The organism is Pseudomonas sp. NPDC089408 (genome assembly GCF_044749445.1).
In the GTDB taxonomy this organism is placed as follows: domain Bacteria; phylum Pseudomonadota; class Gammaproteobacteria; order Pseudomonadales; family Pseudomonadaceae; genus Aquipseudomonas.
This window is the reverse complement of record NZ_JBIVHY010000016.1, coordinates 85768-106686: the sequence shown is the minus strand read 5'-3', so window position 1 is coordinate 106686 and position 20919 is coordinate 85768. Positions and strand designations below refer to the sequence as shown.

The following is a 20919-nucleotide window of genomic DNA, read 5'->3' as shown; positions in this document are numbered from 1 at the left end:
GCTTTAGCCGCGAACACCGGCGCAGCCGGTGCCAGCCACTTAATCAGGCCGCCTGCACCTGCAACCCCAACAGCCGCCGGGCCTGCCTCAGGTCATCCTGCAAATCATGGTTCCACAGCCAGTAAAAGCGCTCGCCCAGCACCTTGCCCAGCAACTGCGGGTCATCCAGCACAGCCGGGTCACGAAACTCATACAACTCCCCTGCTTCCCACGAGGTGCGCTGCACCCGGCACGCACGCGGCCGCCGGACTGCGTCATACGCCTCAAGCACTGCCTGCGGCCGATTGCCAAGCACGCCCGGGTCCGCCAACAACCGCGCCAGCAACCAGGCATCTTCCAGCCCCTGCCCGGCCCCCGCGCCCTGGTGCGGCAACATGGCGTGCGTTTTGCGACGCAGTGATTTGCTGGCAACGGTGCCGGAGCGCTTTGCCAGCAGTTGCCAGGTCCCGTTCGGCTTGAGCATTTTGCCGCCGCCGGCAGAACTGCCGAACATCGAGATCAACCTGTTCTGGCATGGACGGTTCAACAAGGACCCGGCGAATCGCTGGTTGCGGCAACTGATGTTCGAGTTGTTTTCAGATGCCTGAGGAGCTGCCCTGAATCCCTGCCTATGGGCGCAACTGTCTTGCACATATCTCCTGCCCAGCACTGGCCCTTGTAGGAGCGGCCTTGCGTCGCGATGGGCTGCGCAGCAGCCCCAACAATCTGTGCATCTCTGCGCAAACGCAGGGGCTGCTGCGCAGCCCATCGCGACGCAAGGCCGCTCCTACAGGGTCCCTGCTAAAGCTTTGCGTTCTGCGCCGCCCTGTGGCTTACCCTCCTGGTATCCGCGCCCAGGCAGGTAACGGCAAAGGCAATGACCAACGCCCCCGTCCCCAACAGGAAGATCAATTGCTGGTTGGACCCTTCCACCAGCATGGCAATCAACGCCGGCGTCACTGCCGCAGCGCCCATCAAGGTAATACTGACCAGCGGCGTGAGCTTGCCCGTCGGGTCGTTGGTGGTGATCAACGCCATGTAGTACGACAACGACAGCACCCAGCCAAAGTTGATCAACAGCAACGCCACGAACAGCTGCATCGGCGTGCGGGTATGGCCGGTGAGCATGGCGATGGAGATGAACACCGCCACCAGGCCCACGGCGATCATCAACTGCCGGTTGACCCGCGCGCCCAGCAAACTCGGCAGCCCGGCACCTGGCAAGCCGCCAATGGCCGACAGGCCGAACGCCCAGCCGATATCGACACCGCCGATACCCTGGTCGCGCGCCAGCTGATCGATGAAGCCCCACACGCAATAGATGGCGATCTGCATGAACAACATGCCCACCAACGCCGTGCGCCCGGTACGCGCCGAACCGCCCTGGGCAGGCGAGCCTTCGCCGCTGGCCAACGCCGCCGCCGGGCGCCGTGGCAGCACCAGGCTGGCGCCGCAGATCAGCAGGTACCACAGGCCGAACGCGCTCAACGCTGTGACCGTGCCGCTCTGTGCAGCAAGCAGTGGCAACGCTGCGGAAAACAGCGAGTACTCCGGCGTTTGCAGCAACAGCATTAAGCCGAACGAGCGGTCCTGATTGGGCAAGCGGCCCAGCGTCGACACCGCATAGGCATACACCAGCCCCGCGCAGGTGCCGGCTGCCAGGCGCACAACCAGCAACAGGGTGCTGGTGGTGGCAAAGGCCGTGGCAATGCTCAATGCCACGCACAGCGCGCCCACCACCAGGCACAGGCTGCGCCCGCCGTGGCGCTTCATCAGCAATGGGCACAGCAAGGTACCCAAGGTCATGCCGATCATCTCGACCGACACCACCCAGCCCTGCTGGTCGAGTGACAGGCTCAGTTGCTCGGTGACCAGCCCCATGAAGATGGGTTGCACGCCACAGACAATGAAGGAAGTACAGGCAATGAAAATCAGCGCGGCACGCAGCAACTTGGAATCATGGGTCATGACGGACTCCGACACGGCATTTGTTTTTATTGTGTGTGACGACCCGCCCTGAAAGGCGCCGAAGCAGGCGACCGGGCGGGCCTCGGGGGCAATCCTGAGCCGGGAACAAAACCTTTGAAAGTTAATTATCGGAATCGACTTCAGTGCAGTTTTTAATGCAGGCCAGGTTGCCCAGCCTGCATCCAGAAACGCACTGCACCCGATCCTGATAATTAATTGGAGACAGGCGCGCATCCGCCCTACCGTGGTACGTCACTTAAGCCTGAGTAGAAAAGGCCCGATCATGAACGACCGTGAGTTCATCAATGCCATCGACGCCGATGGCCTGCCCCTGCACATTGCCGTCATCAATGGCCGCATCAGCCACATCGGCCCGCAACGCGCCAGCATCCTGGCCCGCGAGACCATCGACCTGGAAGGCCTGCTGGCGCTGCCAGGCTTCGTCGACGGCCACATCCACCTGGACAAGAGCTTCGTTGGTGACCGTTGGCGGCCGCACCAGCCGGTCGCCAGCCTGCGCGAGCGCCTGGCCGTGGAAAAACGCGAACTCGCCAGCGCCCCGCCCATCGTCGAGCGTGCTGATGCACTGATGCGCCAGGCCGCTTTGTACGGCACCCTGGCCATGCGCTGCCATGTGGATGTGGACGCCAGCACCGGCCTTACCAACCTGCGCGCCATTCTCGAGGCGCGCGACAAATGGAAAGACCTGCTCGACATCGAGCTGGTGGCCTTCCCCCAGGCCGGCGTAGTGACTTGCCCCGGCACCGCCGAGGTCATGGAAGCGGCCATTGGCGAGGGCGTGCAGGTGGTCGGCGGCATCGACCCTACGACCCTGGATGGTGACGCCGACGCCCAGCTCGACATCGTGTTCGGCCTCGCTGACCGGCATGGCGTGAAAGTCGATATCCACCTGCATGAGCCCGGCGACATCTGCATCGCCCAGCTTGAGCGCATTGCTGCGCGCACCCACGCGTTGGGCATGCAAGGCCTGGTCGCAGTCAGCCATGCCTATGGCCTGGGCGATGTAGCCGACGCAGTGGTCGACCGCACCGCCGAAGTGCTGGCCGGCGCCGGCATTTCAATCATGACCAACGCCCCCGGCGACCACGCCTTCCCGCCCGTACTGCGCCTGCGCGCGGGGGGTGTGCGGGTGTTCACCGGCAACGACAACATTCAGGATGCCTGGTGGCCTTATGGCAATGGTGACATGCTGCAGCGGGCGATGCTGATCAGCTACCGCTCGGGCTTCAACACCGACGAGGAGCTACGGGTGGCGCTGGAGATGGCGACCGAGGCCGGCGCCGGGGTGATAGGCAAGCAGGACTATGGTTTGAAGGTGGGTAACGAAGCCAGCTTCCTACTGTTCAAGGCACCGAACGCGGCCGCGGCGGTGGCGGCGGCCATTCATGAGCGGGTCATCGTGCGCCACGGCGCGTTCTGGGGCAGGCCTGCGCAGTTGCAGTTGCAGGCTGCGCAATTCGCTACGGAGTTGCGTCGCTAGAGGGCCGACGCGATCTATTTGTAGGAGCGGCCTTGTGTCGCGATGGGCTGCGCAGCAGCCCCGGCAATTTCAGCGTTGGGTACGGATCTTGGGGCCGCTGCGCGCCCCTATCGCGACGCAAGGCCGCTGCTACAAGGGTCAGCACTGACCAGAAGCGTTATGCAAGACGACTCACTCCGCCTCGCTACGCAAAATCCCGATCAGAATCTGCGCCAACTCCATCACCATCGGGTCCGCCGTAGGCCGATGAAAGATCGCCGCCTCAAACACCTTGATCGGCTTGAACCCCTGCTCCGCCCCCAACACCCGATGCCCGCCCGTCACCACCCGCGACGGCAACAGGCTGACCCCCAGCCCATTGGCCACTGCTTCCTGGATCCCCGCCAGGCTCGAACTGGTAAACGCAATGCGCCAACTGCGCCCCATCGCCTCGACTGCAGCAATCATGTCATCGCGGTACAACCCGCGCGGTGGAAAGGTCACCAGCGGGATCGGGTCCTGGGCGAAACAAGGGTACTGCGCACTGTCGATCCACTCGATACGCTCCGGCTGGCAGGCATTGGCCTCGCGGCTATGCCGGCGCTGCTTGATCAGCACCAGGTCCAACTCGCCACGGTCGTAAGTGCTCATCAGGTCCCGGCTCAAGCCGCCAGTAATCTCCAGCTTCACCGTCGGGTTGCGCCGGTTGAACGCTGCCAGCGCCTGCATCGTCTTGCCCGCGACAAAATCATCCGGCAGGCCGATACGCACCGTCACCGTCACCCCGCCCGACATGGCCTCGGTCAGCTGGCTGCTCACCGCCAGCAGGTGCCGCGCATAGCCCAGCAGGGTTTCCCCGGCATCGGTCGGGTGCACCTCGCGGTTACTGCGGTCGAGCAACTGGTGGCCGACCATTTCCTCCAGCCGGCGTACCTTTTGGCTGACCGTGGACTGGGTGGAGTGCAAGCGCGCGGCGGCGGTGGTGAAACTGCCGCAATCGGCCACCATGACCACGGTGCGGAGCATGTCCAGGTCATAGATGGCGCGGTTGGGTTTGATGGATTCGGGCATCGGACGATTCAGCGATCAGACAGGGCTGGGGACATGATGCCTCAAGCGGCGATGCAGACCCATTGCCCTTTTGCCGGCAGCGCTTTGTAGCCGCGCACAGGGCCGCCAAACTGCTCGTACATCGCACAACAGTTCGATAATCGCACAAATTCAGCCAAACCCTCTCTACTGTTGCCCTATCTTGCGGCACGCTATAGCGAAAGTCAGCAAGCCATTTCAAGTGCTGACAGGCCCCACCGCTTCACGCGCTCCGGCCAGCCCGACAACCACAACTCCAGGAACAACCAGGAGCTCGCCTTGATCAATAAAACATTTGAGTCCATCGCCAGCGCGGTGGAAGGGATCACCGACGGATCGACCATTATGGTCGGTGGCTTCGGCACTGCCGGCATGCCGTCCGAGCTGATCGACGGCCTGATCGCCACCGGTGCCCGTGACCTGACCATCATCAGCAACAACGCCGGCAACGGCGAGATCGGCCTGGCCGCCCTGCTCATGGCAGGCAGCGTACGCAAGGTGATCTGCTCGTTCCCCCGCCAGTCCGACTCGTACGTGTTCGACGAACTGTACCGCGCCGGCAAGATCGAGCTTGAGGTGGTACCGCAAGGCAACCTGGCCGAGCGCATTCGCGCCGCAGGCTCGGGCATTGGCGCGTTCTTCTCGCCGACCGGTTACGGCACCCTGCTGGCCGAAGGCAAGGAAACCCGCGAAATCGACGGCCGCCAGTACGTACTGGAAATGCCGCTGCACGCTGACTTCGCCCTGATCAAGGCGCACAAGGGCGACCGTTGGGGCAACCTGACCTACCGCAAGGCCGCGCGCAACTTCGGCCCGATCATGGCCATGGCCGCCAAGACCGCCATCGCCCAGGTCGACCAGGTTGTCGAACTCGGTGAACTGGACCCGGAACACATCATCACCCCGGGTATTTTCGTCCAGCGCGTGGTCGCCGTTAGCGGCGCTGGCGCTTCTTCGCTTGCCAAAGCTGTCTGAGGCCTGCCATGACCATCACCAAAAAGCTCTCCCGCACCGAGATGGCCCAACGCGTGGCCGCAGACATCCAGGAAGGCGCGTACGTGAACCTGGGCATTGGCGCCCCGACCCTGGTGGCCAACTACCTGGGCGATAAGGAAGTGTTCCTGCACAGCGAGAACGGCCTGCTGGGCATGGGCCCAAGCCCTGCGCCAGGCGAGGAAGACGATGACTTGATCAACGCCGGCAAACAGCACGTGACCCTGCTGACCGGTGGCGCCTTCTTCCACCATGCCGACTCGTTCTCGATGATGCGCGGCGGCCACCTGGACATCGCCGTACTCGGCGCCTTCCAGGTCTCGGTAAAAGGCGACCTGGCCAACTGGCACACCGGCGCCGAAGGTTCGATCCCTGCCGTGGGCGGCGCGATGGACCTGGCCACTGGCGCGCGCCAGGTATTCGTGATGATGGACCACCTGACCAAGACCGGCGAAAGCAAGCTGGTGCCCGAGTGCACCTACCCGCTGACTGGTATTGGTTGCGTTAGCCGCATCTACACCGACCTGGCCGTGCTGGAAGTGACGGCTGAAGGGTTGAAAGTGGTCGAGATCTGTGCGGATATCGACTTTGAAGAGTTGCAGAAGCTGAGTGGTGTGCCGCTGATCAAGTGATCGGCGCAGCAAGGCCACTGCCCTGCACCTGTCAGCTGGCCCGCGCGGACTTCTTGTGGGTGCGGCCTTGCGTCGCGATTGGGCTGCAAAGCAGCCCCAGCAATTTCTGCGCCTGCGCTGAATCCCCGGGGCTGCTGCGCAGCCCTATCGCGACACAAGGCCGCTCCCACAGGCCGCGTGCATACCCGCCCAATTGGCATCCCCGCCTTCCTCAAAACCTCAAAACAAACGCGATCCTAGTAGGAGCGGGTTCACCCGCGAACACCGGCAAAGCCGGTGCCAACCACCGCGCTGTCTCCAGGCATCAACTGCCGTGCATCACCCTTCAAACCACACGGTCTCTTTGTGGGAGCGGCCTTACGTCGCGATCGGGCTGCAAAGCAGCCCCCATCGCCCCAACCAACAACCCCTTCCCCAAGCCCGACTCCGCCTCAACCTGCGACAGCACCCCGCAAATCCTCATGCACAAATGATGTCCATTTGCCTCAAAAAATCAGAATTTAGCGCTTTCTTGTAGGGCATTTCCCAAAGATACTGTTGCCGCCTATTTTCCGTTGCGGGTGCCCAACCGGGCCTCTAGTCTGGGTCTGTCGCTGCATATCAGTGACACGGCTTTGACGGGCCGCGATGGTTTTGAGTTATGGCACACCTCTATGGTGGCTGTACGTGCGGGCACGCTTGCGTGCGCCGGAGCTTCTCAATTCCGCCGGTCCGTCAACCCACGTACAGCTGCCACCCTTCTGCTTGACGGCTGAAAGGTGGCAGCACCAGACAGGAATTGAACAATGTTGAAGTTGCTTCCCGACCCACCCCGCACCCTCCACTCCTTCATGGACACCCTCGCCCAAGCCGTGGGGGTGGCCCTATGACTACAGACGATTCCAACGAGAAGACCACGGTAGGCAAGACCATCTTCTACCAAGGTGAAAACCAGACCCACCCGCTGTTCCGTATCGAAGCCGGCATCCCCTGCAAGAGCGCCCGAGAGCAATCATCGGAGTTGATGGGGTATGTGCGGGAACTGACGATTGTCGGCTTGATGGATGAGAAGCCCATGATGATCTGGGCTGCTCACTATCTGAGTGCGTTGGCCAAGGCGCTGATGGATGATGCCGAATTGGGGATGATGCGCTGACTGGGTTGCCCTGGCAGGCAGTATCCACGATGCATCTGCGTCGGGTTTGACAAGAACGGTGCTTATCAAAACGCAGAAACGCAAACGCCCCGAATAATCGGGGCGTTTGCTAAAAAGGTGGCGGAAGCGTAGAGATTCGAACTCTAGGATAGTTGCCCATCGACGGTTTCAAAACCGTGGCATAAGCGCCCGATCCATCCGGCGCCAGCAATAAAATCGATTCCAAAACAAAGATGAAACGGCACGGCTACAAGCCGCATACTGCAAGGGTCGCCGTTTGAGTTTTGGAATCGATTTACGGGGTTGAAGGCGAGCTGCCAGGCGCTAAACTCGGACCGGATACCGCCCCCAGAATGGAGTGAAGCAACTTGGCATGGGATGAAAAAGAAGTGGCGCGGCATGACGACCATCAGAAGGCCACACTCAAGTACGCGCTTGAGATCATCAAGCTTTTATTTGTGCTGAGCGGAGGTGCTCTCGCCACCTGCTCTGTCTTCTTTTCGGACAAGGTTGGCCTTCCCTCGGCAGTTTTGCATTCTGCAAGGTGGGCTTGGGTCAGCTTAACGGTCTCGATGCTGCTGTTTTCCTTCACACTCGTCGTGGTGCTGGCTAGAGACTATGCAATTGGTGAACGTTGGCGAGCGGCAATTGAAAAGGACAAGGAATGGAGCTTTTCGAAATGGTGGGACATTTGGGCGTGGACGGTTGGTCTTGTCGGCTTGACTGCCTTTTCGATGGGAATGATAGCGTTCGCAATCGCGGCCTGGACTTACCTGGGGCGAGGGGCACTCGTGCTCGTTCCAGCCCTACCTTGAATAGTGACTCCAGTGCTGCAGCAGTAGCATGAGATTCGTACCTCAGGCCGCGCCACCAGCGGCCTGTGCATCGCCCCTGTCTAATACAGTTCGGCCAGTTTCATCGACTTTCATCCAGTAAAACCGAGAAGCTTTCGAGCAGTTATAGACAGCTTCAGCACCCCCACCCTGGCGTTCTGCCAACGATGATCCGTCCAGGCTCATCACTCCCCATCCCCTCCCACGATTCGTACTTGAACAGGCCTATGTGATAGGCCTCTTCGAACTCCATCAGAGCCCAATAACGAGCGGCCTCGGACAGCTCCAGTATGTCGACCAGGTTCTCCGAACTGACTTCACGCCGGCGGTGAGCGGCATAGGCCATCTCATCGAGCACAGCGGCGCGCCCGTCTGGATCGGTCACCAGGGAAAATTGGTCGTTCAGCTCATCCAGCCAAGCTTTCAGTATCCCGGCCATCATTCTGCCCCTGCACCACCAGGACTGCGCGTACAGGACGCCGTCGACGTCTTCAACACCGTTGATATTCGTGCCGAGCTGGGCCATGCCGTTGACCTTAGCATCGTGCGAGCGCGGGATGATGTCGGGCCCTGGTGTTGGGTTGAAGACCCAGGCCTGGGTCGCCACTCGGCCCAGCGGTTCGCTTTGATGGTCGCCAATGTGGATGTCCGCTCGCAAGGGCTGGACCTTACGAAGCTGATCGGACGGAATGGCTACACCCTTGACGCGACGGCGAACGAAGAGGAAATACATAACGCACCAATACTGCATATCGATACAGTAACGTATGGGCGGAATTCGCAGCGGGCAATCGCCGGCCAGCGGATCAGTGGAGAGGCGGCATCTCCTTGTCGCGCATCATAGCAATCACCCGAAGCTGATAATCGGATACAACCTGGAACAGCGACTCGGCCAGAAGTAGGCGCTCCACTTCCTCCGCCGGCGCGCCGCAATCCTGAGCTTGGTGATAATCCCGCATGGCGTCGACGGCCTGCTGAAGCAGCGGCTCTCCAGCCTCGACCATCTCAATCAAGGCGCGCGCTTCCATTTTTAACCTCTCAGGAGACACGGTGTATTTTTTACCTTAGCAGGCCCAGCAGCCTTGGACGCATCAGTTGTTGAAAACAGGTGTGAAGGTGGTGAATACTCTGGGCCCGCCCGAAAAACCGAATGGAGCCCGGAATGTCTTTCGAGAAAGAAATCTCATATTTGACCGCAAGAGTTGAAGTGTTCGACCCAAAGACATCACTTCAATCGATAGGAACCGGTTTTTTCCACGAAACCGAGCTCAATGATGGGAGCGGCCGAAAGCTAACACTCATGATCTCTAACCGTCATGTCTTTATTGATCCGGAGATGCAGCTCTCTATTAGCCTTAACCGGAAAGACGCGGCAGGCAATCCTATTTATGGGAATATCCGAAAATTTGAGCAATTAGGCTTCTCTGAGCAATATTACTCTCATCCGGACCCTAACATCGACTTAGCTTGCGTTAATGCTTCTAGTATCACGCATACAGACGCATTTTATAGAAACCTGCACGACCAATTCTTGGAAGAGCCTGATCATAGAGCTATTTTCCCAGGCAGCGAAGCTATCTTTGTAGGATATCCGGCAAACCGGTACGATCAGATTAACAACCTCCCACTAGTTAGAAAGGGTTGGATTTCTTCAATGCCGGAAATTGATTTCAATGGAAAAGGCCAGATAGTTCTCGATGCTCAGGTTTTTCCAGGTTCAAGTGGCAGCCCAGTGTTCGCATCGGCAAACGGAAGATACGTTCTGTTAGGTGTGGTATCTGAAACCATGATCCGACATGCCAAACTACAAACAATCCCAACCAACATACAGGCAGCTGGTGTCGAGCAGATTCTTGGACTTGGCCTCATTATTAAACAACGCCACGTCATAGAATTAATCGATCACGCGGCAGCAGAATTTGTCAAACACAATCCAGCTTAAATAAATCAATGCTTTTCGCTAATTAATGAGTCATATTCGCGCGCGCACTGTTTGCCGACGATCAGGGCTCGATCATAAGCCGCCGCCAGCTCTCCCGCTCGAGCATCAGCCCGTGTGAGCAGGTCGGAGGCACCATGGCGGCGCAGGTGGCTGTCTCGCCTCTGGCGACAGCGGCGATATCCGTGTTGGAGCAACTGACGGTGGCAGCGAGCTGGCTGGCGTCCCGGAGAAGACGAGCTTAAGCCAGCTTGTATTTTAGATAAACTTCAGCTTTCTCGAGATCTTCATTAAATGAGAGAGCGAAGTCATCTTCCGCAACATTAGTACGTCGATACATTATGTTTGGTCTACCTTTTAATATATCGACGTAAGCGGCTCTCTCTTCTGGGGCAGTGCGCGGATCTGTTGAAAGAAGGTGATCTTCTATATAGCGATATAAATCCCAGCTTTTATCATTAAGAGGCTTTACCAAAAGTTTTAAAACGTTCCCCCACAGCGCCTCCGCCTCAAGCAGAGTAACATCAAGGTTTCTACGAGCTTCAGCCACACGCTTAAAGCGATTATCGTAAGCTGAGCATCGTCCGACATAGCGATCCACGGCTTCATTATTACGTCCAAGAGCGACTACGGTGACCGTATTTTCACTGGGTAGAATCAGTGGATTTCTAACTCTATCCAGAGCCTCGCGAAACTTGTACAACTCGATGAGTGCTCGTTTGGCTAGTTCATGACTAGCAGTTCCAGACAGTTGTCTCTTCCAAGTCGATAGACCCACAAGGCTTACATAAAAAGCCAATCCAATCCCTGCAGCGCTGGCGATAGTTCCAATGATTGAGAACACATCTTTGGTCAACGCCCAATCAACTTCCTTCAATGCAAGGCAAAACGACATGCAGAATCTCCCCTTCCTAACCTACTCGCGATCATAACGGACAGGAGCCATCATGCCCATCACCTTCGGAAACGACTGCAGCGTTTTTGAAGCTGCTACGGACCCTTGGTAACGGCCAGGCTAACAATCCGCGCGCTGCGAATTCACTTCCACTATCTCAATGATAACGCCTCCCCGGCGAGGAGGCTCCTACACGCAATGGCCACAAACTTCTACGAGCGATCTTATTCAGGAATAAGGAGATAGCTTTTTTCGCTGCGTATCCGCTCGATATATTTGATAGTAAGCTCAGCTTCTTGAACAAGAGAACTATTGTTAACAGGCTTCTTCCAAAGCCATCTGTTGATGTACACAGCGTCGCGATCACGCATGCGCCATCGTTCCAGAGATCGTTTTAAAAGGCGCAAAGTCACAGGATAATATTCTGGGAAATTTCGCATCTCGTAGACAACGGTAATTTGACGATCAATGTATGGCGACCCTCCTTTTCCGTCTCCATTCAAGGCCTCGACTAACTCGTGATAGCTGGAAAACCTTCTCCCTCGCTCTTCTGAGCGCTTAATCGATATGTAGTGATAAAGGCCGCAACCAGCAACACCTAGAGCCAAAAGAAACGCAAGAGCTCCGTTGTTATCACTAATCCATTTCCAAGCTTCAGCCCATGTCATCCCTGCACCCTCTAAATTTGAGGCGGTACTATAGCCGCGAGGTATCCCCATGCCCACAGAAAACCGATCCAGCAACGCCGATTTAGCCCAACCCTTCCTCCCCGACAACTACACTGCATAACTATCGCACGCCGAGCTCCAGTACCTTTGCTTTGTGAGCACTGATCATTTCAGATCACGCATAAGAAATTTCAGGATATACACACATTGCTCCAAGCAATGCGCGACTATGCTCAAAGTCAACTCCAACTGATCTACTGAGGGTCCAATATAAAATGCGTATCCACTTCCCTCTGGGGCAAGCGACCTATCCAATGAACGAATGGTAGCGTGACCGGCCATTGCCGATAAAAACCTATACTCCACCGCATATTTTCTGCTCATATTTGCAATCTTTGCTGAGTCATACACACTAAATTGCTTCCCTTTACTTCTCTCACGAAGCGCTTCGAGATAATCTTTATCATCTTGAGAGACTTCATCTTTAGAAACATCTTTCAGTATAGAGTCAGCAAATTTCCTGGCTTCGTGATCATCATTCAATACAATATCATCAACAATCTCTGGCTTAACCAGTAGCGCAGATGAGTGAAACATTGTCTCGAGTGCGGTACGTGTAAGCACTTGGGCTTCTTGCACCATCCCGATCTCGCAGAGGCGAATCGCCGCCTGACATCCTCTAAGAGTTCTTTCCGCGAACAGCAACGAGCAAATCTTTGACTTCTCGCTTTCTTTTACCTTTGAGTTTACAACCAATGACTGAGCTTGCTCTGAGAGCTTTCCACATTCATCAAATTGACCCGCGTACACACCAAGAACTTTGACTCTATGAGCATAGACATAACTCGAAAGAAACCCCTTCCGATCAAAGTCATAAACTGACATTCATGTAACTCCCTGTTTAACTTACGACACCACCAGTAACAGCTGCGGCGCACGAAACGCAAAAAAAATCGCTACTCCACTTTAGCGGCAAAGGAGGCGTCATGCCTGAAAAAATCAATCTAATGCAGCCGGCGCTGGTTGTGCGCGATGAATACGGGATGTTTGAGCATCCCTACCTGCCCGACTTCGAAGAGGAAGACGGAGAGAAGTGCAAGGCTTGGATCGTGCAGCAGGGCCTGCAGCTCGTCATGGTCTACCTGGAGACCGATGCGCCGGAAGAGATCGCTGATCGGTACTACGCATCCGATGAGCCGCATTGCGGGCACTGGGAGCCCGGCAAGCCAGAAGGCGACGGCTGGTTCTGCCTGGCCATTCACGACACCGACGACGGCCCAGTGTGCTGCTGGGCCCGGCGCGAGGTGCAGCCATGACCCGCCTCGCCACCTGCCTCCTGCTGCTGGCCACCGGCGCCAGCGCAACCGAGAACGTCATCGACATGCAGCGCGACAGCCAGCGCGGCGTTACCTGCTACCTGCTGAATGGGGTCGGCATCAGCTGCATCCCCGACAGCCAGCTGCAGGCCGCAAACGAGCGCCAGCTCTCCCCGCACGAAACCCAACCCGAACCTACATCCGCACTGGCCCCTGGGCGCTGGATTGATGAGAGGTATCAGATGTGACCGAACTTGAAGAACTGCTGCTGGCAGCCAAGGCCTCCGGCCTTGAAGTTGAGCCCTGCACCTGCAGCGATCCGAAATGGCCTCTGCGAATCAAGGGTCAGTCAGGCACCCGGGCGCATTGGAATCCCAACATCAACGACGGCGATGCACTCAAGCTGGCCATTGGCCTGGGCATGCATATCAACGTCGAAGGATCCGGCGAGGATGAGGCCGTCTGGGCTGACGACACCATGATCTGGGTGAACAGCGAGTACGCCCAGGGCGATCGCCGAAAGGCTGCGCGCACGGCCATCGTAAGTGTCGCTGCCCAGCGCGGAGAGCAGATGCCATGACCGACCTGATCGAAGTGAGGGTATCGAACCTAATCGGTGCGCCGCTGGACTGAGCGGTGGCAAAGGTGGAAAGCGTCGAGACGAGTTGGCGGCATGGTCGCGAGTTGGTGAAGGTTCACGACCGAGGCGGTGTCGAGCTGATCGAAAGCATCCGCTCAATTTACTCACCATCCACCGAATGGAGCCAGGGCGGCCCACTGATCGACAAGCACAACGGCGGCCTGCACTACGAGGCCCACCTGGCTAATGCAGGCTTCCGCTACAGCTCTGGCCCGGGAAGGTCTGGATTCAGGTGCTACGGCCCAACTGCGCTAATTGCCTTCTGCCGAGGCCTGGTCAAGGCCAAGCTCGGCGATACCGTCCAGGTGCCGAAGGAGTTGATGGCATGAAGACCCTTGGCGAAATCATCGAGGCCGCGAAATCCGGCGAGCGCCAAGGCTACGACGAGCTGCGGCTGGCCGTCTGCGCCATGGACATGCTCATGACCTTTGACCGCCAGGCCATCTGGAAGCTGGCCGAAGGCGAGGAAAAGAGCAAGAACCCCTTCTCGGCCTGGAGCAGCCTCTGGCAGCGCGACGAGAACTTCACGCGGGTTAAGCGGGCCATGGCCAGCGATCCCAAGACCTATCTCCGCGCCAACTACGACCCCGACAGCCCGGCAGTGCAAGAGCGCAGGTTTATGTCGATCGCCATCATGGAAGGCGTTGCACGCCGTGCCCAAGAGAAGAAGCCATGGTCATGCCCCTGATGTTTACGCCCGCCTGATCTACAAGGGTCCGCGATGTACCCGCGCAAGGGCTGGCTTCGATACCGCTGGGACCGTCACCGAATCCAAGTTGTCACTTGATTGACCACAACATCATAGCAAATGACCAAATAATGGACATTGCGATTAGCCACGCAACAATCAAAATCGACAGGCACAAGGTCCACACATAGATCACATTTCTTGGTTTGACCTCTTCAAGGGCCGAGCTATGCGTCCTTACAAGGAAAAAAGTCACCCCAACCGTGAGGAGAGAGGCGACCAGGCCAACTACTCCTTGAAACGCCAGCGCTAAAATCGAAACGCTTTTGAAAGCTGGCTGCGTACTTAGCCATACCAGAGAAACTCCCGTTAACGTCGCAATTGAACTAGCGACGCTTAGCATATCTGTCCACTTCATGAAAACGCGCCTTACCCTCTGAAATATATGCTAATTCTGTCATAAGCCCGATCTCTTCTGAAGACCGCATTCCTCCCCCACACGTGGCTTGATGAGCCCTGCCTGCACGTCCTTGAAGACGAACCATTTCACCGCCAAGTACCCCCTCACCCTAGCCGCCACTGGCGGCGTAGAGACCATCCCATGGAAACCGAAATCCTTTCGGACGAAGAGCTGGCCGACCTGACCGGATACAAGGCCAGGGGCTGGCAGCGCCGCTGGCTCAATGATCGTGGCTGGCACTTCGTCGAAAGCCGTGGCAGCCGACCTCTGGTTGGTCGCCAATACGCCCGCATGAAGCTGGGCGTAACCCTTGAGGTGGTGCCCCTAGCGCCACCACCACCAGCGATACCCGCTTGGACACCAGACATTTCGAAGGTGAGGTGCAATACGCCCCAGAAAGATCGAGAACCGCGATTTGCCGCCAGGCATGTACCGGCGCAAGCGCACCAGCAAGAGCAAGAAGAACCCGGGCAAGGAGTGGATCAGCTATTTCTACCTGGACAAGTCGGGCAAACCTATACCTCTTGGAACCGACGTTAGCCTGGCCCGGCTAAAGTGGGCCGAACTGGAGGCCAAAGAAAAACCAAGGGACCTAGTCACCATGGGCGCAATCTTCGACCGGTACAAGCGCGACATTATCCCGAAGAAGGCACCGCGAACCCAGAAGGACAACCTAGCGGAGATTCGCCAACTGCGAACCTATTTCGAGAAGGCACCAATCGATGGCATCACGCCCGCGCATGTGGCGAAGTATCGCGATGCCAGGACGGCACCGGTCAGGGCCAACCGGGAGATCGCCACCCTGGCGCACATTTTCAACATCGCCCGGGAATGGGGGCTCACGAACAACGAAAACCCGTGCCAGGGGGTACGCAAGAACAAAGAGGTGCCGCGGGACTTCTATGCGAATGACGCGATCTGGAACGCGGTCTACGCAAAAGCGGTAGGTGAACTGAAGGATGCCATGGACTTGGCGTATTTGACGGGCCAGCGTCCGGCGGACGTACTGGTGATGAGAAGGGACGATATCGAGGGCAAGGCCCTCGGCGTGAAGCAGAAGAAGACCCACAAGAAGCTGCGGATCATGCTCGAGGTTGATGGAATGGAGAGCAGCCTGGGCTGCCCTTATCAGGAAGATACTGGAGCGCAACGCTCCACACACCTCGCCTTACCTACTACTAACCGATAACGGCAAACGGGTAACGGGTAACGGGTAACGGGGCCCATGCTTCGCCATCGTTGGGATGACGCCAGGGAGGAAGCGGTGAAGGTAGCGGTCGCCGCCGGCGACCAGGTACTGGCAGGCCGGATCGGCCAATTCCAGTTTCGCGACATTCGCCCGAAGGCCGCTTCAGAAATCACTGATGTCGACCACGCCAGCCTGCTGCTGGGCCACACCAAGGGCGACATCACGGAGCGGGTTTATCGTCGAATTGGAGCCTTGGCGAAACCCACCAAGTAGCAAAGTATTGTCAGCGCTGACAAATCAAAGTGTTCCCATGGGTGGCTTTTTTGTGCCCCAAAAAAGCAAAAAGCCCTGAATAATCAGGGCTTTGAATATGGCGGAAGCGTAGAGATTCGAACTCTAGGATAGTTGCCCATCGACGGTTTTCAAGACCGTTGCCTTAAACCACTCGGCCACGCTTCCAGCTCGTTTTGCGGCCGCCATCATACCGTAATGAAACACGCTGTCAAACTCTCTGTGTCGCGGGTTGCAGATGCTCTGATAGACTCCTAGCATCTGAACGTTCGAAACCACAGGTTTACCCAAGGAGTGTCGCCATGCGCGAACAGGATTACGCCGTACACCACGGCCAGCAGGTCGAGCAGCAGGAGATCAGCAAGGTCCTGCGCAACACGTACAGCTTGCTGGCGCTTACCCTCGCCTTCAGCGGTGTCATGGCCTTCGTTGCCCAGCAGATGCGCGTTGGCTACCCGAACGTGTTCGTGGTGCTGATCGGCTTCTACGGGCTGTTCTTCCTTACCAACAAACTGCGTGATTCGGCCTGGGGCCTGGTGTCTACCTTTGCCCTCACCGGCTTCATGGGGTTCATCCTCGGCCCGATCCTCAACCGTTACCTGGGCATGGCCGGTGGCGCTGAAGTGGTCAGCTCGGCGTTTGCCATGACGGCGCTGGTGTTTGGTGGTCTGTCGGCCTACGTGCTGATTACCCGCAAGGACATGAGCTTCCTCAGTGGCTTCATCACTGCTGGCTTCTTTGTTCTGCTGGGTGCGGTCGTGGCCAGCTTCTTCTTCCAGATCAGCGGCCTGCAACTGGCGATCAGCGCGGGCTTCGTGCTGTTCTCGTCGGTGTGCATCCTGTTCCAGACCAGCGCGATCATTCATGGTGGCGAGCGTAACTACATCATGGCAACCATCAGCCTGTATGTGTCGATCTACAACCTGTTTGTCAGCCTGCTGCAGCTGTTTGGCATCATGGGTCGTGATGACTGATTGATTGGTGTGTGAGAAAGCCCGCTTCGGCGGGCTTTTTTGTGGGCGTCTGGAAAGGGGGTTGGGGGCGAGGTTGCTCGGGGTTGCTAGGGAAGACCGGCGCAGCCGGTCGCATGCACCTTGCTGGGTTCTTCGCGGGTGAACCCGCTCCTACACAAACCTCAGGCTATTGATGGACCTGTGGGGCGGTTATAGCCGCGAGCACCGGCATAGGGTGGGTCAGTTGTTTTTTTGCTCGGCTTGCCTGGCGCGGCGGCGGTCGATGCGTTCGCTTGATTTATGCGAGTACCAATAGGCAAAGATCAGCAACCCTGTCGCTAACAGGCTTTTAAGCACATACCACAGGCCGTAGGCGAGGATGGTTGCACCATAGACCGCAAGCGCCCAAGGGAACACGGCAACGATGAGCAGCAATGCAAGCAATATGGCTAGAGGCATGGATCCTTCCCAAGAAAAACATAAATTGTAACAGGCACATCAAAGCACCCTGCAAGCCACAGATGAGAATCATGGGCTTTCAGCCGAGTAACTGACTATAAAGTCAGGTAATTAGGCAAATGGTCGCCGATCTTGCCGCTATCGTGCTTTTCTCTACCCCTATCCGCCATCACCCCGTAGAATGCGCTCCTTTTTTTCTACCGGGGCAGCTTTCAGCAATGAGCTCACACGAACACAGCCCAGGCGCGGCGGCGCCTGCCAATGAATTGGTGCTTGGCCTTGAGGACAAGCCTCGGCTGTTGATCGGCCTGCTGGCTGCCCTGCAGCACCTGCTGGCGATCATCGTGCCAATCGTTACCCCTGGCCTGCTGATCTGCCAGGCGCTGGGCGTTTCGGCACGGGACACCAACCTGATCGTTTCCATGTCACTGGTGATCTCGGGCATCGCCACCTTTGTGCAATGCAAACGCTTCGGGCCGTTTGGCGCCGGGCTGCTGATTGTGCAGGGCACCAGCTTCAACTTTGTCGGGCCGCTGATTGCCGGCGGTGCGTTGATGGTCAAGCAAGGCACGCCGGTTGAGGGCGTGATGGCGGCCATCTTTGGTGTGGTGATCGCCGGCTCGTTCGTCGAAATGGGTGTGTCGCGCATCCTGCCCTTCGTCAAACGCCTGATCACCCCGCTGGTGACCGGCATCGTTGTGCTGATGATCGGCCTGACCCTGATCAAGGTTGGCCTGATCAGCATGGGCGGCGGTTTTGGCGCCATGGCCAATGGCACCTTCGCCAATGGCGAGAACCTGCTGTTGTCGGGTGTGGTGCTGGCTATTATCGTGATCCTCAACCGTATTCCGGTGGTGTGGATGCGCAGCTGTGCCATCGTCATTGCCTTGGCGGTCGGCTATGCGCTGGCGGGTTACATGGGCCGCCTGGACTTCACCGGCATGCATGAGGCCGCGCTGTTCCAGGTACCCACGCCGCTGCACTTCGGCCTGAGCTTTTCGTGGGCGCTGTTCATTCCGATGCTGGTGATCTACCTGGTGACGTCGCTGGAAGCCATTGGTGACGTGACCGCCACCAGCAAGGTGTCGCGCCAGCCGGTCGAAGGTCCGGTGTGGATGCAACGGATCAAGGGTGGCGTGCTGGTCAACGGCGCCAACTCGCTGTTGGCGGGTTTGTTCAATACCTTCCCGAGCTCGATCTTTGCCCAGAACAACGGGGTAATTCAGCTTACCGGTATCGCCAGCCGCCACATTGGCATGTGGATTGCCGTGATGTTGGTGCTGCTGGGGCTGTTCCCGAGTGTTGCCGGGGTCATCCAAGCGGTGCCGGAGCCGGTGTTGGGTGGTGCGGCCATGGTCATGTTTGGCGCGGTTGCGGCTTCGGGGATCAATATTCTGGCCAGTACTCGGCTGGATCGTCGGGCTTTGCTGATTATCTCTGTTTCCCTGGCCTTGGGCCTGGGTGTGGCGCAGGTGCCGGAGTTCCTGGCGCATATGCCGGCGGCGATTCGCAATGTGCTGGAGTCGGGGGTGGCTACCGGGGGGATTTGTGCGCTGGTGCTGAACTGGTTCTTGCCGGAGGGTAAGGGGCAGGCTTGAGGCCAGGCTTATCCTGATAGGGCCAATGGGGCCGCTGCGCGGCCCTTCGCAGGCAAGCCAGCTCCTACATTGACCGTGAGCTTCAGGCATTGCCCTATCCCTGTAGGAGCGGCCTTGTGTCGCGATTAGGCCGCAAAGCGGCCCAGGCAATTTCTGCTGCGAAGCTGAAACCTGGGGCCGCTACGCCCCCCCGATCGCGACACAAGGCCGCTCCTACAAGGGACCGCGCCAGCTTGACAGCTCAATAGAAGCCCGCACCCGCATGCACAAGCGGGCGCGGGCTTTTTTGCTTTATCATGGCAGCATTCCTTTGCATGAGTTATCCATGAAATTCGCTATCGCGGTGTTCTCCCCGGCCCATGCGCCCTCCTCGCGGCGCGCCCTGCGCTATGCCGAGGCGGTGCTGGCCGGCGGGCATGAGATTGCCCGGCTGTTTTTCTATCAGGACGGGGTGCACAGTGCCTCGGCCAATGTGGTCGCGCCCCAGGATGAAGTGGACGTGGCCGCGCAGTGGCGTGCCTTTATCGAGACCCACCAGCTGGACGCCGTGGTGTGCATCGCTGCCGCCCTGCGCCGTGGCGTGCTCGATGAGGCCGAGGCCAACCGTTACCAGCGCCCCGCCGTAAACCTGCCCAAGCCGTGGGAGCTGTCCGGCCTGGGGCAACTGCATGAGGCCGCGCAAGTGGCCGATCGCCTTGTCTGCTTTGGAGGCGACTGAAATGGCCAAATCCTTGTTGATCATCAGCCGTCAGGCGCCGTGGAACGGCCCATCGGCCCGCGAAGCGCTGGACATCGCCCTGGCCGGCGGCGCGTTCGACCTGCCGCTGGGCATGCTGTTCCTCGACGATGGCGTGTTCCAGCTCGCCCCGGCCCAGCAACCTGCCGCCGTGCAACAGAAGAATTTGGCCGCCAACCTGCAGGCGCTGCCGATGTTCGGCGTCGACGAACTGTTCGCCTGCAACCACAGCCTTGCCCGTCGTGGCCTGGCCGCCGACAGCCTGGCGTTGCCGGTGCAAGTGCTGGATAACGCGGCACTGACCGCACTGATCGCCCGTTTCGACCAGGTGGTAACGCTCTGATGACGACCCTGCACGTAATTGCCCACTCCCCGTTCGGCGACGAGCGCCTGGCCAGCTGCCTGCGCCTGCTTGGCGCGGACGACGCCCTGCTGTTGTGTGGCGATGCGGTCTACGCCCTGCGCAGCGGTAGCGAGCCGCACCGCCAACTGCAAGCTGCCGGCCTGGCCCAGCGGCTGTTCGCCCTGGACGAAGACCTGCAAGCCCGCGCGGTCGGCAACGACCTGGCCAAGGCCGTGGACTACGCCGGGTTCGTCGAACTGTCGCTGCACCACGACAAGGTCAACAGCTGGCTATGAATACCCTCACCGTTGCCGATCAGGCGATCGCCCTGGACAAGGACGGCTTTCTGGTCGACCTGCAAGACTGGTCCCACGCTGCCGCCGAGGCCCTGGCCGAGCGCGAGGGCATTGCGCTGACGGCGGGCCACTGGGAAATCCTCGAACTGCTGCGCCAGTTCTACCAGGAGTACCAGCTGTCCCCGGCCACTCGCCCGCTGATCAAGTACACCGCCCTGAAGCTGGGCCCGGAAAAGGGCAACAGCCCGCACCTGAACCGCCTGTTCAATGGCACCCCCGCCAAACTTGCCGCCAAGCTGGCGGGCCTGCCCAAACCGACCAACTGCATATGACCCAGCC

At 58.6% G+C, this 20919-nt stretch carries 27 protein-coding genes, 1 tRNA gene and 5 pseudogenes; 20 read left to right on the top strand and 13 right to left on the bottom strand.

Annotation, left to right across the window (positions count from 1 at the left end):
- Positions 1-43: 43 nt before the first annotated feature.
- Positions 44-382: pseudogene (locus tag ACIP02_RS22080) on the bottom strand (salicylate 1-monooxygenase); the annotation flags it as partial.
- 1 nt (position 383) lies between these two features.
- Between ACIP02_RS22080 and ACIP02_RS22075 the strand changes: the two are divergent.
- Positions 384-587: pseudogene (locus ACIP02_RS22075) on the top strand (LysR family transcriptional regulator); the annotation flags it as partial.
- A gap of 193 nt (positions 588-780) precedes the next feature.
- Here the strand turns inward: ACIP02_RS22075 and ACIP02_RS22070 are convergent.
- Complete coding sequence (locus ACIP02_RS22070) at positions 781-1947, bottom strand: MFS transporter (RefSeq protein WP_400620550.1); 1167 nt, start codon at positions 1945-1947, stop codon at positions 781-783.
- A 283-nt stretch (positions 1948-2230) separates the two neighbouring features.
- Here ACIP02_RS22070 and ACIP02_RS22065 point away from each other — a divergent pair, with 283 nt between their 5' ends.
- The gene (locus tag ACIP02_RS22065) at positions 2231-3448 is read left to right on the top strand and encodes an amidohydrolase family protein (RefSeq protein WP_400620547.1); all 1218 of its coding nucleotides are present in this window, start codon (positions 2231-2233) and stop codon (positions 3446-3448) included.
- 171 nt (positions 3449-3619) lie between these two features.
- Here the strand turns inward: ACIP02_RS22065 and ACIP02_RS22060 are convergent, their stop codons facing one another.
- Positions 3620-4498: a LysR substrate-binding domain-containing protein gene (locus ACIP02_RS22060; RefSeq protein ID WP_400620544.1), complete on the bottom strand. Its 879-nt coding sequence runs from the start codon at positions 4496-4498 to the stop codon at positions 3620-3622.
- 297 nt (positions 4499-4795) lie between these two features.
- Here ACIP02_RS22060 and ACIP02_RS22055 point away from each other — a divergent pair, with 297 nt between their 5' ends.
- The 4 genes from ACIP02_RS22055 to ACIP02_RS22040 all read left to right on the top strand — a co-directional run bounded on the left by ACIP02_RS22055 (position 4796) and on the right by ACIP02_RS22040 (position 8091).
- The gene (locus ACIP02_RS22055; RefSeq protein WP_400620541.1) at positions 4796-5491 is read left to right on the top strand and encodes a 3-oxoacid CoA-transferase subunit A; all 696 of its coding nucleotides are present in this window, start codon (positions 4796-4798) and stop codon (positions 5489-5491) included.
- Between the two features lie 8 nt (positions 5492-5499).
- The gene (locus ACIP02_RS22050; RefSeq protein ID WP_400620538.1) at positions 5500-6141 is read left to right on the top strand and encodes a 3-oxoacid CoA-transferase subunit B; all 642 of its coding nucleotides are present in this window, start codon (positions 5500-5502) and stop codon (positions 6139-6141) included.
- An 865-nt stretch (positions 6142-7006) separates the two neighbouring features.
- Positions 7007-7276, top strand: a complete 270-nt coding sequence (locus tag ACIP02_RS22045) for a DUF3077 domain-containing protein (RefSeq protein WP_400620535.1) — start codon at positions 7007-7009, stop codon at positions 7274-7276.
- A 368-nt stretch (positions 7277-7644) separates the two neighbouring features.
- Entirely contained in the window at positions 7645-8091 is a 447-nt protein-coding gene (locus ACIP02_RS22040) for a hypothetical protein (RefSeq protein ID WP_400620532.1), read from the top strand.
- Positions 8092-8245: 154 nt separating this feature from the next.
- Here ACIP02_RS22040 and ACIP02_RS22035 read toward each other — a convergent pair whose 3' ends face one another.
- The 3 genes and pseudogenes from ACIP02_RS22035 to ACIP02_RS22025 form a co-directional block, all read right to left on the bottom strand.
- Positions 8246-8551: a hypothetical protein gene (locus tag ACIP02_RS22035; RefSeq protein WP_400620568.1), complete on the bottom strand. Its 306-nt coding sequence runs from the start codon at positions 8549-8551 to the stop codon at positions 8246-8248.
- 6 nt (positions 8552-8557) lie between these two features.
- Positions 8558-8842, bottom strand: a pseudogene (locus tag ACIP02_RS22030) (hypothetical protein); the annotation flags it as partial.
- A gap of 73 nt (positions 8843-8915) precedes the next feature.
- Positions 8916-9137, bottom strand: coding sequence for a hypothetical protein (locus ACIP02_RS22025; RefSeq protein WP_400620529.1), 222 nt, complete (start codon positions 9135-9137; stop codon positions 8916-8918).
- 134 nt (positions 9138-9271) lie between these two features.
- Here ACIP02_RS22025 and ACIP02_RS22020 point away from each other — a divergent pair, with 134 nt between their 5' ends.
- Positions 9272-10051, top strand: coding sequence for a trypsin-like peptidase domain-containing protein (locus ACIP02_RS22020; protein ID WP_400620526.1), 780 nt, complete (start codon positions 9272-9274; stop codon positions 10049-10051).
- Positions 10052-10056: 5 nt separating this feature from the next.
- Here the strand turns inward: ACIP02_RS22020 and ACIP02_RS22015 are convergent, their stop codons facing one another.
- The 4 genes from ACIP02_RS22015 to ACIP02_RS22000 form a co-directional block, all read right to left on the bottom strand.
- The gene (locus ACIP02_RS22015; RefSeq protein ID WP_400620523.1) at positions 10057-10245 is read right to left on the bottom strand and encodes a DUF2514 family protein; all 189 of its coding nucleotides are present in this window, start codon (positions 10243-10245) and stop codon (positions 10057-10059) included.
- Between the two features lie 44 nt (positions 10246-10289).
- Entirely contained in the window at positions 10290-10943 is a 654-nt protein-coding gene (locus tag ACIP02_RS22010) for a hypothetical protein (RefSeq protein WP_400620520.1), read from the bottom strand.
- A 224-nt stretch (positions 10944-11167) separates the two neighbouring features.
- A complete protein-coding gene (locus tag ACIP02_RS22005) occupies positions 11168-11611 on the bottom strand; it encodes a hypothetical protein (protein WP_400620517.1) in 444 nt (147 codons plus the stop codon).
- 165 nt (positions 11612-11776) lie between these two features.
- Positions 11777-12496: a DUF5677 domain-containing protein gene (locus ACIP02_RS22000; RefSeq protein ID WP_400620514.1), complete on the bottom strand. Its 720-nt coding sequence runs from the start codon at positions 12494-12496 to the stop codon at positions 11777-11779.
- A gap of 101 nt (positions 12497-12597) precedes the next feature.
- Between ACIP02_RS22000 and ACIP02_RS21995 the strand changes: the two genes are divergently transcribed.
- Genes ACIP02_RS21995 through ACIP02_RS21975 form a run of 5 tightly spaced genes read left to right on the top strand, consistent with a single transcriptional unit; the run spans position 12598 to position 14255 of the window.
- Entirely contained in the window at positions 12598-12927 is a 330-nt protein-coding gene (locus ACIP02_RS21995; RefSeq protein ID WP_400620511.1) for a hypothetical protein, read from the top strand.
- Positions 12924-13175 carry a hypothetical protein gene (locus ACIP02_RS21990; protein WP_400620509.1) on the top strand — a complete coding sequence of 84 codons (252 nt, stop codon included), beginning with the start codon at positions 12924-12926 and terminating at the stop codon, positions 13173-13175. Before ACIP02_RS21995 ends, ACIP02_RS21990 begins: the two co-directional genes overlap by 4 nt.
- Positions 13172-13507 (top strand): hypothetical protein, encoded by a 336-nt coding sequence (locus ACIP02_RS21985; RefSeq protein WP_400620506.1) that lies wholly within the window; start codon positions 13172-13174, stop codon positions 13505-13507. The genes ACIP02_RS21990 and ACIP02_RS21985 overlap by 4 nt, the downstream gene beginning before the upstream one ends.
- Positions 13508-13563: 56 nt before the next feature.
- Complete coding sequence (locus ACIP02_RS21980) at positions 13564-13896, top strand: phage protein NinX family protein (protein WP_400620503.1); 333 nt, start codon at positions 13564-13566, stop codon at positions 13894-13896.
- On the top strand, positions 13893-14255 hold the full coding sequence (locus tag ACIP02_RS21975) for a hypothetical protein (RefSeq protein ID WP_400620501.1): 363 nt from the start codon (positions 13893-13895) through the stop codon (positions 14253-14255). The genes ACIP02_RS21980 and ACIP02_RS21975 overlap by 4 nt, the downstream gene beginning before the upstream one ends.
- 91 nt (positions 14256-14346) lie before the next feature.
- Here the strand turns inward: ACIP02_RS21975 and ACIP02_RS21970 are convergent, their stop codons facing one another.
- Positions 14347-14673, bottom strand: coding sequence for a hypothetical protein (locus tag ACIP02_RS21970; protein ID WP_400620498.1), 327 nt, complete (start codon positions 14671-14673; stop codon positions 14347-14349).
- A gap of 183 nt (positions 14674-14856) precedes the next feature.
- Between ACIP02_RS21970 and ACIP02_RS21965 the strand changes: the two are divergent.
- A pseudogene (locus ACIP02_RS21965) lies at positions 14857-15096 on the top strand (DUF4224 domain-containing protein); the annotation flags it as partial.
- Between the two features lie 4 nt (positions 15097-15100).
- A pseudogene (locus tag ACIP02_RS21960) lies at positions 15101-16177 on the top strand (integrase).
- A gap of 98 nt (positions 16178-16275) precedes the next feature.
- Here the strand turns inward: ACIP02_RS21960 and ACIP02_RS21955 are convergent.
- Positions 16276-16363, bottom strand: a tRNA-Ser gene (locus tag ACIP02_RS21955).
- Positions 16364-16497: 134 nt separating this feature from the next.
- Between ACIP02_RS21955 and ACIP02_RS21950 the strand changes: the two genes are divergently transcribed.
- Positions 16498-17169 (top strand): Bax inhibitor-1/YccA family protein, encoded by a 672-nt coding sequence (locus tag ACIP02_RS21950; RefSeq protein ID WP_003251184.1) that lies wholly within the window; start codon positions 16498-16500, stop codon positions 17167-17169.
- Between the two features lie 219 nt (positions 17170-17388).
- On the opposite strand, the gene ACIP02_RS21945 is transcribed toward ACIP02_RS21950, so the two are convergent.
- The gene (locus ACIP02_RS21945) at positions 17389-17607 is read right to left on the bottom strand and encodes a hypothetical protein (protein WP_400620493.1); all 219 of its coding nucleotides are present in this window, start codon (positions 17605-17607) and stop codon (positions 17389-17391) included.
- A gap of 218 nt (positions 17608-17825) precedes the next feature.
- On the opposite strand from ACIP02_RS21945, the gene ACIP02_RS21940 reads away from it, so the two are divergent.
- The 5 genes from ACIP02_RS21940 (at position 17826) to ACIP02_RS21920 (ending at position 20912) form a co-directional block, all read left to right on the top strand.
- The gene (locus ACIP02_RS21940) at positions 17826-19205 is read left to right on the top strand and encodes a nucleobase:cation symporter-2 family protein (RefSeq protein ID WP_400620490.1); all 1380 of its coding nucleotides are present in this window, start codon (positions 17826-17828) and stop codon (positions 19203-19205) included.
- Positions 19206-19530: 325 nt separating this feature from the next.
- The gene (tusD, locus tag ACIP02_RS21935; protein WP_110676046.1) at positions 19531-19923 is read left to right on the top strand and encodes a sulfurtransferase complex subunit TusD; all 393 of its coding nucleotides are present in this window, start codon (positions 19531-19533) and stop codon (positions 19921-19923) included.
- A gap of 1 nt (position 19924) precedes the next feature.
- Entirely contained in the window at positions 19925-20284 is a 360-nt protein-coding gene (gene tusC / locus ACIP02_RS21930; protein WP_400620486.1) for a sulfurtransferase complex subunit TusC, read from the top strand.
- Positions 20284-20580, top strand: coding sequence for a sulfurtransferase complex subunit TusB (gene tusB, locus ACIP02_RS21925; protein ID WP_400620483.1), 297 nt, complete (start codon positions 20284-20286; stop codon positions 20578-20580). Before tusC ends, tusB begins: the two co-directional genes overlap by 1 nt.
- On the top strand, positions 20577-20912 hold the full coding sequence (locus tag ACIP02_RS21920; RefSeq protein ID WP_400620480.1) for a TusE/DsrC/DsvC family sulfur relay protein: 336 nt from the start codon (positions 20577-20579) through the stop codon (positions 20910-20912). Before tusB ends, ACIP02_RS21920 begins: the two co-directional genes overlap by 4 nt.
- The last annotated feature ends 7 nt before the right edge of the window (positions 20913-20919 follow it).

Excerpts from the sequence above, each read along its gene's own strand:
- ACIP02_RS21940 (WP_400620490.1), top strand. The coding sequence starts at position 17,826 with ATGAGCTCACACGAACACAGCCCAGGCGCGGCGGCGCCTGCCAATGAA.
- ACIP02_RS21990 (WP_400620509.1), top strand. The coding sequence starts at position 12,924 with ATGACCCGCCTCGCCACCTGCCTCCTGCTGCTGGCCACCGGCGCCAGC.
- ACIP02_RS22005 (WP_400620517.1), bottom strand. The coding sequence starts at position 11,611 with ATGACATGGGCTGAAGCTTGGAAATGGATTAGTGATAACAACGGAGCT.
- ACIP02_RS21970 (WP_400620498.1), bottom strand. The coding sequence starts at position 14,673 with ATGAAGTGGACAGATATGCTAAGCGTCGCTAGTTCAATTGCGACGTTA.
- ACIP02_RS22065 (WP_400620547.1), top strand. The coding sequence starts at position 2,231 with ATGAACGACCGTGAGTTCATCAATGCCATCGACGCCGATGGCCTGCCC.
- ACIP02_RS21995 (WP_400620511.1), top strand. The coding sequence starts at position 12,598 with ATGCCTGAAAAAATCAATCTAATGCAGCCGGCGCTGGTTGTGCGCGAT.
- ACIP02_RS21975 (WP_400620501.1), top strand. The coding sequence starts at position 13,893 with ATGAAGACCCTTGGCGAAATCATCGAGGCCGCGAAATCCGGCGAGCGC.
- tusD (WP_110676046.1), top strand. The coding sequence starts at position 19,531 with ATGAAATTCGCTATCGCGGTGTTCTCCCCGGCCCATGCGCCCTCCTCG.
- ACIP02_RS22050 (WP_400620538.1), top strand. The coding sequence starts at position 5,500 with ATGACCATCACCAAAAAGCTCTCCCGCACCGAGATGGCCCAACGCGTG.
- ACIP02_RS22020 (WP_400620526.1), top strand. The coding sequence starts at position 9,272 with ATGTCTTTCGAGAAAGAAATCTCATATTTGACCGCAAGAGTTGAAGTG.
- ACIP02_RS22000 (WP_400620514.1), bottom strand. The coding sequence starts at position 12,496 with ATGTCAGTTTATGACTTTGATCGGAAGGGGTTTCTTTCGAGTTATGTC.
- ACIP02_RS22060 (WP_400620544.1), bottom strand. The coding sequence starts at position 4,498 with ATGCCCGAATCCATCAAACCCAACCGCGCCATCTATGACCTGGACATG.
- ACIP02_RS21950 (WP_003251184.1), top strand. The coding sequence starts at position 16,498 with ATGCGCGAACAGGATTACGCCGTACACCACGGCCAGCAGGTCGAGCAG.
- ACIP02_RS22025 (WP_400620529.1), bottom strand. The coding sequence starts at position 9,137 with ATGGAAGCGCGCGCCTTGATTGAGATGGTCGAGGCTGGAGAGCCGCTG.
- tusC (WP_400620486.1), top strand. The coding sequence starts at position 19,925 with ATGGCCAAATCCTTGTTGATCATCAGCCGTCAGGCGCCGTGGAACGGC.
- ACIP02_RS21920 (WP_400620480.1), top strand. The coding sequence starts at position 20,577 with ATGAATACCCTCACCGTTGCCGATCAGGCGATCGCCCTGGACAAGGAC.
- ACIP02_RS22045 (WP_400620535.1), top strand. The coding sequence starts at position 7,007 with ATGACTACAGACGATTCCAACGAGAAGACCACGGTAGGCAAGACCATC.
- ACIP02_RS22070 (WP_400620550.1), bottom strand. The coding sequence starts at position 1,947 with ATGACCCATGATTCCAAGTTGCTGCGTGCCGCGCTGATTTTCATTGCC.
- ACIP02_RS22010 (WP_400620520.1), bottom strand. The coding sequence starts at position 10,943 with ATGTCGTTTTGCCTTGCATTGAAGGAAGTTGATTGGGCGTTGACCAAA.
- ACIP02_RS21945 (WP_400620493.1), bottom strand. The coding sequence starts at position 17,607 with ATGCCTCTAGCCATATTGCTTGCATTGCTGCTCATCGTTGCCGTGTTC.
- ACIP02_RS22035 (WP_400620568.1), bottom strand. The coding sequence starts at position 8,551 with ATGATGGCCGGGATACTGAAAGCTTGGCTGGATGAGCTGAACGACCAA.
- tusB (WP_400620483.1), top strand. The coding sequence starts at position 20,284 with ATGACGACCCTGCACGTAATTGCCCACTCCCCGTTCGGCGACGAGCGC.